Origin of the sequence: Paenibacillus sp. SN-8-1 (assembly GCF_050995535.1) — a bacterium.
Classification (GTDB): domain Bacteria; phylum Bacillota; class Bacilli; order Paenibacillales; family Paenibacillaceae; genus Fontibacillus.
The window spans coordinates 3,184,556-3,198,704 of sequence record NZ_CP194782.1 but is presented as its reverse complement, the minus strand read 5'-3'; the positions used below and the strand labels follow the sequence as shown (position 1 = coordinate 3,198,704).

Annotated in this window: 19 protein-coding genes; all 19 read left to right on the top strand. The window is 52.1% G+C overall.

Features of this window, described 5'->3' with window-relative positions:
• Positions 1–4 precede the first annotated feature (4 nt).
• On the top strand, positions 5–382 hold the full coding sequence (locus ACRRNK_RS15490) for a hypothetical protein (RefSeq protein WP_433943615.1): 378 nt from the start codon (positions 5–7) through the stop codon (positions 380–382).
• A 76-nt stretch (positions 383–458) separates the two neighbouring features.
• Positions 459–1,484: a major capsid protein gene (locus tag ACRRNK_RS15485; protein WP_433943614.1), complete on the top strand. Its 1,026-nt coding sequence runs from the start codon at positions 459–461 to the stop codon at positions 1,482–1,484.
• Between the two features lie 2 nt (positions 1,485–1,486).
• Entirely contained in the window at positions 1,487–1,687 is a 201-nt protein-coding gene (locus tag ACRRNK_RS15480; RefSeq protein WP_433943613.1) for a hypothetical protein, read from the top strand.
• A 12-nt stretch (positions 1,688–1,699) separates the two neighbouring features.
• Positions 1,700–2,092 (top strand): hypothetical protein, encoded by a 393-nt coding sequence (locus ACRRNK_RS15475; RefSeq protein WP_433943612.1) that lies wholly within the window; start codon positions 1,700–1,702, stop codon positions 2,090–2,092.
• Positions 2,089–2,937, top strand: coding sequence for a hypothetical protein (locus tag ACRRNK_RS15470; RefSeq protein WP_433943611.1), 849 nt, complete (start codon positions 2,089–2,091; stop codon positions 2,935–2,937). Before ACRRNK_RS15475 ends, ACRRNK_RS15470 begins: the two co-directional genes overlap by 4 nt.
• Positions 2,937–3,578: a hypothetical protein gene (locus ACRRNK_RS15465; protein WP_433943610.1), complete on the top strand. Its 642-nt coding sequence runs from the start codon at positions 2,937–2,939 to the stop codon at positions 3,576–3,578. The genes ACRRNK_RS15470 and ACRRNK_RS15465 overlap by 1 nt, the downstream gene beginning before the upstream one ends.
• Positions 3,578–4,012 (top strand): hypothetical protein, encoded by a 435-nt coding sequence (locus ACRRNK_RS15460; RefSeq protein ID WP_433943609.1) that lies wholly within the window; start codon positions 3,578–3,580, stop codon positions 4,010–4,012. Before ACRRNK_RS15465 ends, ACRRNK_RS15460 begins: the two co-directional genes overlap by 1 nt.
• Before the next feature lies 1 nt (position 4,013).
• Positions 4,014–4,436, top strand: a complete 423-nt coding sequence (locus tag ACRRNK_RS15455) for a hypothetical protein (protein ID WP_433943608.1) — start codon at positions 4,014–4,016, stop codon at positions 4,434–4,436.
• Positions 4,437–4,488: 52 nt separating this feature from the next.
• A complete protein-coding gene (locus tag ACRRNK_RS15450) occupies positions 4,489–5,535 on the top strand; it encodes a phage tail sheath subtilisin-like domain-containing protein (protein ID WP_433943607.1) in 1,047 nt (348 codons plus the stop codon).
• A 29-nt stretch (positions 5,536–5,564) separates the two neighbouring features.
• Positions 5,565–6,035 (top strand): phage tail tube protein, encoded by a 471-nt coding sequence (locus ACRRNK_RS15445; protein ID WP_433943606.1) that lies wholly within the window; start codon positions 5,565–5,567, stop codon positions 6,033–6,035.
• Between the two features lie 69 nt (positions 6,036–6,104).
• The gene (locus tag ACRRNK_RS15440) at positions 6,105–6,488 is read left to right on the top strand and encodes a phage tail assembly chaperone (RefSeq protein WP_433943605.1); all 384 of its coding nucleotides are present in this window, start codon (positions 6,105–6,107) and stop codon (positions 6,486–6,488) included.
• 185 nt (positions 6,489–6,673) lie between these two features.
• Positions 6,674–8,743: a phage tail tape measure protein gene (locus ACRRNK_RS15435; protein ID WP_433943604.1), complete on the top strand. Its 2,070-nt coding sequence runs from the start codon at positions 6,674–6,676 to the stop codon at positions 8,741–8,743.
• A gap of 10 nt (positions 8,744–8,753) precedes the next feature.
• Positions 8,754–9,440: a LysM peptidoglycan-binding domain-containing protein gene (locus tag ACRRNK_RS15430; RefSeq protein ID WP_433943603.1), complete on the top strand. Its 687-nt coding sequence runs from the start codon at positions 8,754–8,756 to the stop codon at positions 9,438–9,440.
• Entirely contained in the window at positions 9,440–10,549 is a 1,110-nt protein-coding gene (locus tag ACRRNK_RS15425) for an XkdQ/YqbQ family protein (RefSeq protein WP_433943602.1), read from the top strand. Before ACRRNK_RS15430 ends, ACRRNK_RS15425 begins: the two co-directional genes overlap by 1 nt.
• A gap of 12 nt (positions 10,550–10,561) precedes the next feature.
• A complete protein-coding gene (locus tag ACRRNK_RS15420; RefSeq protein ID WP_433943601.1) occupies positions 10,562–10,903 on the top strand; it encodes a DUF2577 domain-containing protein in 342 nt (113 codons plus the stop codon).
• Entirely contained in the window at positions 10,904–11,320 is a 417-nt protein-coding gene (locus tag ACRRNK_RS15415; RefSeq protein ID WP_433943600.1) for a DUF2634 domain-containing protein, read from the top strand.
• On the top strand, positions 11,320–12,402 hold the full coding sequence (locus ACRRNK_RS15410; protein WP_433943599.1) for a baseplate J/gp47 family protein: 1,083 nt from the start codon (positions 11,320–11,322) through the stop codon (positions 12,400–12,402). The genes ACRRNK_RS15415 and ACRRNK_RS15410 overlap by 1 nt, the downstream gene beginning before the upstream one ends.
• Positions 12,399–12,971 (top strand): putative phage tail protein, encoded by a 573-nt coding sequence (locus ACRRNK_RS15405; protein WP_433943598.1) that lies wholly within the window; start codon positions 12,399–12,401, stop codon positions 12,969–12,971. Before ACRRNK_RS15410 ends, ACRRNK_RS15405 begins: the two co-directional genes overlap by 4 nt.
• A 72-nt stretch (positions 12,972–13,043) precedes the next feature.
• Positions 13,044–14,138: a phage tail protein gene (locus ACRRNK_RS15400; RefSeq protein ID WP_433943597.1), complete on the top strand. Its 1,095-nt coding sequence runs from the start codon at positions 13,044–13,046 to the stop codon at positions 14,136–14,138.
• Positions 14,139–14,149: the final 11 nt, after the last annotated feature.

Here is a 14,149-nt window from a genome sequence, read left to right as displayed (position 1 = left end):
ACAAATGCCAGCATACAGCCTAAAACCAACGCAAACAGCGTTCAAAGGCGGAAAGAATATTCTCGCTAGTGAGCACGTCCAATTTATCGAAGGTGGCGCGACGCTAGACGGCACTAAGTTTGCCGCAGGTACTATCGCAGTAGGAACGTTGATCGCACGTAACACAACTTCCGGTAAATACGAAACGTTCTCGACCGCTACAGGGTATGACAATTTCGGTATTCTTAACATCGATGCTACTTCCGACGGTGTGTCCGACCTTGTAGTCGGCGAGGTAATCGTTCGCGGTTCCGTATATGAAGCGAAACTGCCAACAAACGCAGCGCTTGGCGCTTTCAAAACGGCCGTTGGTTCTTCAATTCGATTCGTTAAACACATCTAATACGCATCTTAACAGACGCCCCGATTTCGGAGGCGTCTTTTTTTGTGCGCAAAAACAATCTAGGAGGAATATATAAATGGCTGGAATTACTCACCTTAAAGATTTTCAAAAACCCGCACTAATGGGACTGGTGGAGGCGGTAGTCGCAGATAAGAACAAAGTGCCTACACTGGCAGACCGTTTCTTACCGGACGACCGAATCTTCTCTAATACCTTCGCGTACGACATCATTAAAAAGTCGCAACACATCGGAGCAATGATCGGGTACGGCGCCGAGCCTCCAATCGTTGACCGTGACGCGGTAGCATCCAAAATGGGCGAAATCGCTAAGATGGGTCTTAAGTACGTCGCAACAGAAGAAGAACTTCTTGCGTTGAACCAGGCGCGTAACGACGGAGAGAAGAACGCCATTATCGACCGCCTGACCGTTAAAGGTGTCGACCTGGTTAACGCTCTATTGCGTCGTGTAGACGTTATCAAAATGGAAGCCATCACGAAGGGCACGTTCTCATACAACAAAAATGGCGTAAAGGTTAACGTAGACTTCGGTATTCCTGCGGAGAACAAAGTGGCTCTTACCGGTACAAGCGCTTGGTCCGACCCGACGTCTGACGTAATCGGAAACCTGTTGACGTGGGTAGACGCATACACCGCGGCTAACGGTAAAGCACCAGACGCCATCCTCTTGTCTCGCGAAGTACAAGCGTTGTTGCTTAAGAACGCAACAATCGTTAACGAAGCTCGCGGCGCAAACAGCGGAACAAATCGCGTTAGTGTTGACGAACTGAACAGCGTACTTGGCGGATACGGTCTACCTCCGGTTCAAGTCGTAGTTAACCGTAAGATCACCGTTAAGGACATCTACACGGGTCAGGACGAGGTTATCGAGTTCATGCCAATTAACCGCGTTGTCCTCGTGTCCGAAGGCGTTGGTAACTTCTTGTACGGTCCGACCGTAGAGAACGACTTCCAACCAGGCGTAGTGCTTGACGCATACGACAAGAAAGAGCCGATCGAATCCGTTCTTCGTACGGTAGCAGCCGGCTTCCCTGCGGTAGAAGCTCCGGGACTTATCTTCCACGCTGACGTTTACACTCCATAATCATGGCGGATAAGCACGTTAAGATCGAAGTCCTCGACGCAATAGTCGACGGGCAAGGAAAGGGCGCAGTCTTCGCAGTGGAAGCGGAGTCTGCGCAATACCTCGCTAAAATCGGCTATGTTCGTATCGTGGACGAAAAAGGCGCGGAAGACTCTGAGCCCAAGGCGCCAGCTAAAGCGACAACTAAACGGACTACCAAATAAGGAGGCGGCAGCGTGGCGTTTTTAAACGAACTAACGGATCGGCTAAAAGCACGTTTCCGCAATGTTCCCGGTGTGGAAGACGCGGATATCGATGCGTGGTTAACCGAGGCGTTATATACGTACGGGTATTCGCCGCTTACTGCCGCTGACATTCCGGATACAGAAACGCCGCTCGTACTCTTACTTGCGCAAATACAGGGAGTGAGAGCGATCGCGTTCTCTGTTGCGCATTATTTCAAGTATACCGACGCAGAGGAAACCGTTGATAAAACGATGGTCAGCGAACAGTATCGCAAGCTTGCGACGGATCTCACCGCACAATATAACTCCGAGCGCGAGATTATCGACGGCATACGTAAAAAGACGTCTTCATTCCGTACTATGCGGAGGCTTGACCGACCATGACGGAGAATGAGCGTAAGCTTAACGAAATGAGTACGCAGCTTCACAACGATTACCTCGATACAACCGCAGGCATGGCCGATAGAGTAGCGAAGGAAGTCGCTAAGACGAGGACCCAGGTTATCGATTTGATAGGGGAGTACGCGAATAAAAATGACACGATTAGTCGAGCGCGGGTTAACACTCTACTTCGGGACTTGGAACAAATCGAACGCGAGATCCGTGACGTTGCGGAATCGGCGCTTACCGGCGTAATTGAGGAGAGCGTAGATACGGCGCAGTCTGACGTAAGCGAGGTGTTTCATAAGACGCTGGGTCTTTCGTTAGACTTCGTACTTAATGCGAAGGTTGCGGAGAGCGTTATTTTACCGGGAATGTCCGGTGAGAGGCCGACTCCGAAGAACCTCGCGACGTACTTGGCGCAACGTACAGGGCCGGATGGCCTAACGTTATCCAGTCGCGTATGGCAGCTTGCGGGCGATCAGCGTGCGGAGATGGGGAACGTACTTCGCCGGGGAATTATCCGCGGAGACACTACGTCGAAAATGGTGCGCGAGATTAAGGGCGTATATGACACGGAATCGTGGAAGGCGCGGAGATTGGCGATAACGGAATCGAATACGGCATACAGGACCGCGATAGGTTATACGGCCGAAAAGTCGAAGTTCGTTAGCGCTCTCCGTTTAATTCCCGGATTCCATCATAGTGAAAAATGCGTATCCGTAGCGGGCCAGGACCGTCACGGTCTCGGCGTAGGTATTTTCCTTCCGACTGACGCGGACATCTACAATATCCATCCGAATTGCACGGCATACACGCAGTACATTCTATCCGAGGAGGTGCGGTAATGTTAACGGACGAAGACGTAGCTTGGATACGCGCTAATCGTGCGGAGATTAAGCAGCACCGCACCGAGTCGGTAACAACGGAACATAAAGACGGATCAATGCGTGAGGCCCTGGCGATATGGAAAGAACCCCCGTCTCCTAGCGGAACATACGTAAGGAACGTCGGCGATTATTCCGTTGATGAGAACGACTATAACGTTACGTTTGATGATACCGTCGATATTAACTCGGTCGTCCGGATTCACCGCAGAGGAAGACGCTATGTTTTGACGGACGTTGATGAGCGCGGGCTTGGCGGGTTAAATCGCTATGAATGCCGCGCAATGCTTGCGGTCACTGACGGTCAGTCTATAAGCGTAATCAAGAGCGGAGCAGATGACGGATGGGGAATACCGGCGGAGGCGGTGTCTGTACCGTTCCCCGCGTTTGTAACCGAGGAGACTCGCACCGTGCGGAACCAGTACGGAGAAGAGGCGGTTACACAGCTTCGGATTATACTCGAAGGATTGGCGCCGATCTCGTACCGCGACAAGGTACGCTATGTTAACGAACTTGGCAACGTCGTAGAAAGAACGCCTCAGAACATCGCGGTCAAACGTCGCGTAGATGGCACGCCGCTCGTAACGGAGGTGTTCGTCTAATGTCGATTGAGTTTACGTTCAATCTTCGTGACTTTGAGCGGAGTATCGAGCAGGCGGCGTCCGCCGTCATCGAAGGAACCGTTAAAGGCGTTGAGGATGCGCTTGAATACTGGCAACTTACCGCTACGAATCTAGCGCCGATTGGTCGCTATAAAAATCGTCGCGGCGGCAACTTGCGGGCTCGCATCGATCACACTACGCCGAAGGTCGGCGACGGTGTTGTTACCGGTAGCGTCGTAGCCAATGCGTTTAACAACGGATTTAATTACGCCTACTATCTGCACAACGTCGCTAGCGCCAAGGGAGCGGAGGCAAGAACGCCAGGCACCGTTCTCGACTTCTTGGAGAAATCGAAGAAGGACGGCGAGTCACGTATGCAGCGTTTAATTGAGGACGCAATCAAAGCGGAATTGAGCCGGAAGGGGATGACGTAACATGAGCGTGGTTACAGATATGGGCGCCATTGAAGCGTTCATCAAAACGCAGTTTCCTGCGGCGACCACAGGCAAGCAGGTCGTTCCGAAACAGCCTCCGGCCAATTCGTTTTATGTCCGTATGTTGGACGAGGATCGCGAGACGGAGACGCGCTATCATTACCGTGTCGACCGCGCTTATCAGATCGTGCACGTAGCGTCTCGTCCGGATACGGTGCTGGCGAATATGGATGCGTTAGGACGTGCGCTATATCAGACGGAGTTAATCGGGAGTATCCGCATTAATTCGTTTAGTGTATCGCAACCGGCGGAGACAGATAACGCGCTATACGTGATTATCGGAGTCCTGGACACGTCTGTACGGGAATCGCGAGATCAGCCGGTTTGGCCGAAAATTAATAACGTAGGATTACGTAAGGTTTAACGGGCGCCTCCGAAATGGGGCGCTCTTTTTATATAACGAAGGAGGTACGCAAATGCCAGGAGCACAATGGGACCCAACCGCGCTACCAACGCGTCCGGGAATCTACATCAACTTTAAACAAGCGGCAGCAGTGGCAATTAGCGGAGGCGCACGAGGCACCGTAGCTATTCCGCTTCTTACGCATAGTGGGACCGCAGCGGCAAAGGCGTTTTATACGGTTACAACCGAGGCGGAAGCGACGGAACTATTCGGTGCGGCTAACATCGACTCGATCCTGCTCGCGTTGCAAGGCGGAGCAAAGGAGGTTCTCGTTTATACGATGCCGACTACGCCGGTCGACGCCGATTATGTAGACATGCGCGCTGCGTTTGATACACGCCAATTCAACGTATTCGTATTCGACGGAGAGTTTGACGCGGCAGAGCAGGCGAAAACTAAAACGTGGGTTATCGACAACCGCGAAGAAGGTAAACACTTCATCGTAGTAATCGGCGGAGACGCAGCTACGGACGCTGATCCAACGGCCGGTAATGCACGGTCAACGCTGAACAAGGACGACTATATCGTCAATCTCATCGAAGGCGGCGTAATCGGAACGGAGACATACACGTCTTCGGAGTATGCGCCTTATATCGCGGGCCTGATCGCAGGCACTCCGATTAATGAGTCCGTTACTTATCGCGTGACTCCGCTTGAGGACGTAACGAAGCGCTTGAGTAACTCGCAGATAACGGCGGCACTTGCGTCCGGTTCACTCGTGCTTACGCATGACGGCGAGAAAGTTAAAGTCGAACAAGGAATCGTTACCTCCGGTAAGAAGATTCGTTCGATTCGCGCACGCCAAGCGATCGCGACCGATGTTGCACGTACCGCAGCGGATAACTATATCGGACGCCTCAATAACAACGCGGACGGGCAGGCAACGCTTATCGTAGCGATTAAGGCGTATCTCGAAACGTTGGAAGCGTCCGGCGTACTCGTAGCGCCAGTCGTTGCGCTTGATCCGCAAAAGCCAAGCGTAGGCGACTCCGTATTCCTTGCGGTTAGCTACCTCGAAGTGGACAGCATTGAGCGCATCTTCTTAACAATTAACATATAAGGACGGTGAAATAGATGGCAGCAGGCGCAATGGACGCTAAGAAAGTCATAAGCGGTAACTACGGTTTCGTATACGATGTCGACGGACATTGGCTCACGAACGTGACTAAGGTCGACGCGAATATCGAGATCGGCATGGAAGAGATCAAACTGGCCGGTACGCGTTGGCTCGGTAATAAAACAACAACGCTAAAAGGCTCCGGCTCACTTGGCGGGTATATGGTTACATCCGAGTGGATCGAGAAAATGGCGCAAGTCACAGACGATGAGAGTTCCCCGTTTGTTACGGAGCTCGTCGTTAAACTTGAAGATCCGGAGTCATTCGGTGCATACCGCGTTCGTCTCAAGAACGTAACATTCGATAACATTCCGGTTGTCGGGTTTGAGGTTGGCAGTATAGTAGAGCAGGAGTTTACATTCGTATTTTCCGGCTATGAGGTGTTGGATAAGATTCGGGCGACTACCCCGACCGCACCTACCACTCCAACACCTACACCTTAATATGCAAGTCTAGCGGGCTTCCTCCAGGGAGTCCGTTTTTAATTTCGCAAATAACGGAGGATGACATAGATGGGACAAGGTTTAGACGCGCTACTCGGCGCAACGCTTGAGGTACAAGATACGGTTTACATTCCGCGACTGAAAACGCATTTCACGATTAAGGCGCTGAGTAACGAGGAGCTGCGCAGAGTTAACGAACGGGCAACGCTACCTGGCGCAAAGGGCGAAAAGAAAACGGACGATCAACTTCTTAACGCGCTGTTTATCGCGAAGGGAACCGTTGAGCCGGACTTTAACGATAAGGCGCTTAAGGCGCATTATGGAGCATCCGATGAAGCGGATTGCGTGACTAAGGCGCTACTGCCCGGCGAGATGGCGAAAGTGCTGCAGGCCGTGCTTAATCTGTCTGGATTTGGTAACGAAGACGAACTGATTGACGACGCAAAAAACTGATTAAGTCCGGCGGAGTTCCTTACCTTTTACATGTCATTTTCCAACGACATCATATTCCGCCGGATGAAGTATACGCGAAAGAAAAGCCTCACCAGTGCTTTATGTACGCTTCCATGCTTCTCGCGCTAGAAGAGGAAGAGAAAGCAGCTAAACGGAGCCAAGCGCAGAACGGAGGTCGAAAGTAATTGAGCTTTAACCTCGAAGGTAAGATACGCGTCAAAGATGACGGAGCCTCAAAGGCGTTCGACAAGATACGCAAGGCTACCGAAGGCGCACGCAAAGCCTCCGACGCCTACGCGGACGCCAATAAGCGGATGAATGACGCACAGGAACGCTTATCACGTGGCTCCTCGAATATGAACCGCGAACTCAACAAAACGAAGAAGGCGCTAGACGGCGCAAGCTCCTCGTTCGGCATTCTCAAAAAAGCGTTCGCCGGCGGTATCGGATTCGGGCTCGGCACGTCACTCGTTCGTGGAGTCGGTAACGTAGTCGGAGCAGCCGGAGACTTCCTCGGAGATAGCGTTAAGAAAGCGATGGACTTTGAAGCGCAGATGTCCACGATTAAGGCGTTAACCGGTGCATCGTCCGCGGAGATGGCGAAGATGCAGACGTTAGCGCTAGAGATGGGCGCCGCAACAAAATATAGCGCTATGGATGCAGCGAAAGGTATCGAAGAGCTCCTTAAAGCGGGCTTGTCGCCAGCTACCGTTCAGGCGGGCGGACTTGAAGCTGCGCTCACACTCGCAACTGCGGGCGGACTCGATCTCGCGGAAGCCTCCGAAATCATGAGTACCGCGCTTAACTCGTTTAAGAAAGACGGACTCAAAGCAGCGGATGCGGCGAATATTCTCGCAGGAACGGCGAACGCTTCCGCAACGGACGTACACGACTTGCGCTATTCGTTAGCTGCGGTTGGTGCCGTTGCTGATGGCGCGGGGATGTCGTTTAAGGACGTCAATATTGCGCTAGGACTTTTCGCGAATAACGGGTTGAAGGGTTCAGACGCAGGTACGTCGCTTAAGTCGATGCTGATGAATCTATCGCCGAGTACGAATAAAGCTACGGCTCAAATGATAGAACTCGGCATTATGACGAAGAAGGGCGCCAATGCGTTTTACGATGCGCACGGTGAGTTGAAGTCGTTGGATAAGATAGCGGGCATCCTCCGTAACACGTTGAGTAAGCTGACGGCGAAAGATCGCCAAGACGCACTCCGTGAGATGTTCGGATCGGACGGTATCCGTGCCGCTAACATCCTCTTTAAAGAAGGAGCGGCGGGTGCGAAGAAGTTTTACCAGGAGATGTCGAACGTAACAGCGCTCAGCGTGGCGAAAGAGAAGATGAACAACGCGGCGGGTGCGGTTGAGCAGTTTAAAGGCGCAATCGAAACGCTGCAGATTTCCGCGTTACTGCCGACGATGCCATTGATTACGAAATTTGCGAATGCGGCTTCGGATATGGTAGCGAAGTATACTCCGCAGATTACGGCAGCAGTTCAGTCTATGTCTGACTCCGTAATGAACTACTTAAACACCAATTTCTTTAAGAATCCAGAGTTTATTAATTTGCCCGATATAAAATCCAAAGTCGAGTACGTGCTGACTAAGCTTAAGGAAACTGTGTATGCATGGTGGGACTCAACCGGGAGAAGCACATTCGAAACATTAACCACAAACGTTATTCAAACTATAACTTCCGGCTTAGAAAAATCAATACCCGAGATTGTAAGCGTTGGTTTAAAACTAGGAGGCGCGCTTGTGAACGGGGTTATTAGCGCAATTAAGAACGATCCTGTAGCAAGTGCTGTTATCCTCGGAGGCGCCGGCTTAAGTGTCGGAGGCTTACCGGGCGCTGCGGTAGGTGCAGGGGCTGGCGCTGCCGGATCACTCGGATATCAAGCGGTCAACGCTACACAGTCCTCTAGCTGGTTTAATAATGCTGAGGCGTGGTGGACTGAAAATATGCCGTCTTGGATAACCGGCGTAGACGAAAAAGACCGCGCTAAAGCTGCTCAAGCATGGAAAGACCGAGCCAAGCCTAAAGCCGGCGGAATCGACCGTGTTCCCTATAATCAATATCCGGCGAGTCTTCACGCAGGGGAAGCGGTTCTCACACGCGAAGAAGCGAAGCGATATCGCGCAGGAGCTGGCGGAGCGCCTACCGTTACCATAACGGGCAACACGTTCCATGTGCGCCAGGAATCGGACATCGACGCAATCGCGCGACGACTCGCGTATCACTTAGCAGGATAGGAGGCGGATTATGGCGACGAACAGACCGCAGTTTCAACTTAAGTTTAATAACGGAGCGGAGACGCTTTGGCTACCGGTTAACCCCGATACCATATCCGCCTCCTCTTCGCACGGATTTGAGGACATCGAAGTTTCCGGATTAGGCGAGTATACCGTAATCGGTAACAAGCGTCAGAAGGAAATTACGTTGTCCTCTTTCTTTCCACGCGACTATCATCCGTCTTATTGCGAGTATCCGGATTTAAAAGATCCGTGGGAGCTCGTTAGTACGATTGAGCGGTGGCAGGCGTCAGGCAAGCCCGTTCGTTATATCGTTTCTGGAACGCCAGTTAACATCGCCGTAACGATTCGCTCGTTCGAGTACCAAGAACGCGGAGGCGAGCCGGGCGACGTTTATTACACGCTCACTCTTAAAGAGTACACGTTCGTCGATATCGAAAAGAGATCGTCAGGCAAGGCGTCGACTTCCGGCAGCGTAACGGTTACTACGCCGAAGCTCGCATCAAGCGCGCCCCGACCGAACACGCGCGTTACACCGAAGTCCTACACGGTTAAGTCCGGCGACTCGCTATATAAGATCGCGGCGAAAGTTTACGGTGACGGAAATAGTTGGCGGAAGATATACGATAAAAACAAGTCCGCAATCGGTCCGAATCCAAACCTCATCAAGCCCGGTCTTAAGTTGGTGATTCCGTAATGGCGGTCAACTTTCGCGTTTTATACGACGGCAAGTATTTCGTTGAGGACATCGTTAAGTCAGCGCAATGGTCCGGCGACGTCGCGCAACCTCATCGGACGCTTACCCTCGCGCTATCGAATACGATTAACGGAACGGACCAGGCGATGCGTTTCGAGCTCGGCAAGGAACTCCGCTTTTACGTAGAGAACGGTGGTCTATTTCGCGGAGTTATATTTAGTTACAGCGTTGCCCAGGACGGTAACGCAACGGTAACTGCGTATGACGAGAACGTGTACCTCACGAAGAACGAGGACTCGCGTAGGTTCGTCGGTATGACTGCGGCCGGCATCATTAAGGAGATCGCGAAGGCTCACGCTATTCCGGTCGGCACGATCGCGGGCACAGGGTACGTTATTCCGAAGCTTATTCTGCGGGACATGACGCTTTGGGATATGGCGGTAACCGCGTTAACGGAAACGCGCAAGCAGAATGGACGCAAGTTCTTTCTGTACGCGAGCGAAGGCAAGCTTAATCTCCGCGAGAAGAAGGACGGCACGGTCCGATGGTTACTTGAGGATGGCGTTAACATTATTACGGCGAATCGGTCGCGCTCGATCGAGGAGATGCGGACTTCCGTTAAAGTTCTCGGCGGCGACGAGGAGAAGAAACCGCTCAGCGCTTCGGCAAAGGACGTTGCCTTGACGAGTAAATACGGACTCATGCAGCACGTAGAGCGCGCAGATTCCCGTTTGAATCAATCGCAGATTCAGCAGCTCGCAAAGCAACGCTTAAAGGAACTTGGCAAGGTTACGGAAGAAGTTACGGTCGAGGCGTTAGGCAATACGAACGTTATCGCAGGAGCAGCGGTTTATGCCTTTGAGTCAATGACGGAGCTGGTCGGCGGATTCTACGTAAACGCGGATACTCATACGTTCGAGAACGGAGTCCATCGGATGAGCGTAACGCTTAGTAAGACAGACGATTTACCGAAGCTTGAGTACGAAGATCCGGATGCTTTTGAGGCAGCTAAGAAAGCGAAAGTGGCCGCTAAGAAAAAGGCTAAGAAGACGAAGGAAAAGGCGAAGAAGACGACGACGAAAAAGAAGCCGTCGACTACGAAAAAATAACGGAGGTGTAACGTGGCAGGCATCGAGATTATCGAAGGAGCGGGCGGAAGTCAGCTCAGATCCGTAATAAAACAGCTCGGATACAACAAGGACGTCGATATCGAGTTCGGCACGGTTACGGCACCTCCGCCCTCTATTCGCGTGCAGGTTAACGGTATGAAGTTCGAACTCGAAGCGGACGACCTCGTCATTCCCGAGTCACTTACGAAGTACACACGCAAGGCAACGATTAGCGGCGGTTCCGAGGTTGACCTCGTTATCGACAACGCGCTTAAGGCGGGCGACCGCGTTATTGTCGCGTCAGTTAATCGCGGCCAGATATACGTAATATTAGACCGAATAGGAGGCGATTAGATGGCGTTAAGTCCTCTCGCTTCTATTGACGCATTAACCGATGAATCCGCAACGACTACCGATGAGCAACCGCTTAAGACATACGCGCTTGATGTACAGACCGGCGAAATGGGCGGAACTGTGGTCGGTATCGAAGCGATCAAACAATTCGTTATCAAGGCGATTAGAACCGCGCGGTTTCGGTTCGCTATATACGACGATGATTACGGAAGCGAGCTCGATGACCTTATCGGGCAAAACGCATCAGTCGACGTACTTGCGACGGAGATACCGCGTGTTATAGAAGAAGCGATAATTTATGATGATCGCATTCTCGACGTATACGGATTTGAAATAGAGCAGGAGGCGGACAATTTGTTCGTCTCTTTTTACGTTGATACAACAATTTCAACAATACCGATGGAGGTGACGATTTAATGGCATACGAAGACCAAACGGCGGCGGCGGTTCTTGATCGGATGCTCGCCGAGTCACCTTCGGACATAGATAAGCGGCAAGGCTCCGTTACACACGATTTACTTTCGCCGGCTGCTATCGAGTTCATGCGCGCTTATACCGAGATGGACGTTGTGCTCGGATTAGCCTTTGCGGATACAGCCTACGGAGAATGGCTCGATAGGGCCGCGCGCGAATACGGACTCACACGGAAGCCTGCGGTTAAAGCAACGGGGTCGCTGACGTTCTCGGGTCCGGACGGGACGGTTATTCCTGCGGGAACAGTCGCAAGCACAGGCGGCGAGGCACCGGTATACATCGTTACCTTAGCGGATGCGACGATTAGCGGAGGTTCCGTAACTACGCCAGCTATTGCGCAAGTAGCGGGATCAGAGGGCAACGTTGGTGTCGGTACGGTTGCGCTGCTTATCGGTGATCTCGTCGGCATCGTAACGGTAACGAACGCGGTTAATTTTGAGGGCGGAGTCGACGCGGAGTCTGACGATTCCTTGCGCGCTAGGTACTTCGAGAGAGCAGCGCGTCCGGCTACGTCTGGTAACGCGAATCAATATCGGCAATGGGCGCTTGAGATACCGGGCGTGTCTGACGCGAAAGTATATCCGATATGGAACGGACCAGGAACGGTTAAGGTCGTGCTCCTGGACGATGACAAAACAGCGCCGGACGCTTCGGTAGTCAGCGCAACGCAAGCGTACATCGATCCTACGCAAGACGGGCGTGGTCAAGGAGCGGCTCCTATCGGCGCAGTTGTAACGGTAGCGGGAGCGGTAGAGGTGCCGATTAACATTGCGCTTAAAGTTACGCTCGCACCGGGCGCAACAACAGCGGAAGTACAGGCGCAGATAGAGTCGGGCGTACGGGCGTATCTGAAATCGCTCGCCTTCGTTGATCCACTCGTAAGGGTAACGCGGATCGCTAACGTGATTCTCGACATTCCTCCGGTTATCGATTACGAGTCTCTCACGGTTAACGGCGGGGGATCTAACGTAGCCATAGCGGACGGACAAGTTGCGGTACTCGGGACGGTGACAGTTACGACATGAGAACGCTAAGCGAAATTCAGCGTGATATGCGCGACTATGTACCTAAGTATTACGCGGAATCCGAAGTCGCTACGAACATACTCGACCGTGAGGCGGAGGAGTTCGCAAAGCTTAACGCGGATATTTATGATGTCCTCGCGCAGTTCTCGATCGAGACCGCTACGTGGGGACTTGCGCGATGGGAGCGTATATTCGGACTCGCGACGGACCCAACGAAAACATACGGACAGCGGCGTGAGATATTACTCGCACGTAAGCGCGGGGTAGGCGCGGTCACTGCGGAACTCATTGAGAACGTGGCCTCGGCGTATTCAAACGGAGCCGTTTCGGTAACTGCGAATGTGCCGGCGTATACGATCATCATTACGTTCGTGAGCGAGACGGGGATACCGGATCAGATTAACGAGCTCAAGGCGGCGGTACGCGATATTACTCCGGCTCACCTTGCGATTAATTACGTATTCCGCTTTTATACGTACGGAGAGCTCGCGACTAGCGGAAAGACGTATGCGCAGGTAGCGGCGGCCGGCAAGACTTACGCGCAATTATATAATCGGGGGTTGACGTAATAGATGGCGAATACGACGAATTTAAATCTCCCGTTAATAGACGGGAGTATGACGGCGGACGTACCGCGCGATATGAATGCGTTGGCGCAGGCGGTTGACGGAAAGGCGGGCGCAGCTAACGGCATAGCAACGCTCGGAGCGGACGGGAAAGTACCTGCGGGACAGCTCAACGTAGCGGCTCCGGCGGATGCGTCGACAACAACGAAAGGTATCGTTCAGCTTAATGACGCAACCAATAGCACGTCAACAACGCAGGCTGCGACGGCTAATGCGGTAAAGCAGGTGAATGACGCGGTTACGACGCACGCTGCGGATTACGTGAAACATCCGGGCTTCGCGGGCGCATCCGGAACAACGGGATTAACCGTAACGTTAAACCCGGCACCTACAGCTTATGTTGATGGTATGGCGCTAGCAATTAAAATCGCCAATACTAGCACCGGAGCAACAAGCCTCAATGTCAACGGGCTAGGTGCTAAGACGATCAAAAAAGCAAACGGTAACGACATAACATCTGGTTACCTCAAAGCGGGCAGTATCTACACCGTAAGATATAACGCAACAACGGGTTTTTTTATCTTACAGGGTGAAGGGGGTGAATACGGAACCGCCGGAGCTGGGGACGTAAGATCCACGAAGAACATCGGTACGGACACGGGGCTAGTAACCGGTACGCTAGTTACACAATCGGCAACGGCGCAAACCATTACGCCAGGGACTACGGATATCGTGAAGGCTGCTGGGATTTATGACGGTGCGATTACTGTCCAGGGTGACCCGGATTTGATCGCGGGGAATATCCTATCAGGAATAAATATTTTTGGGGTACTGGGGAATTTACAGGCTAAATACTCCGCTAGTGGATCAGCCAAATCTTCCGGGCTATATTATTCAAACGGTGGGAATTATAATGCGATAACAATTACAGGACTTTCATTCGCGCCGTCTGTTGTCTTTGCTTACTGTCTAATCGGATCAGATTTATCTTTTGGATTTATTTGTTCAGGTAAACAAATTAATGGAGTGGCTACGCAATCCTCGGGAAATGGTGAAAGACCCGCAACTTCATCACCTACATTATACGCAGATGGTTTTAGAGTATTGGTGAGTGGTAATACCAGTACACAAGATACAACAAATACTTATTCATGGATTGCCATTAAATAATTAAATGGAGG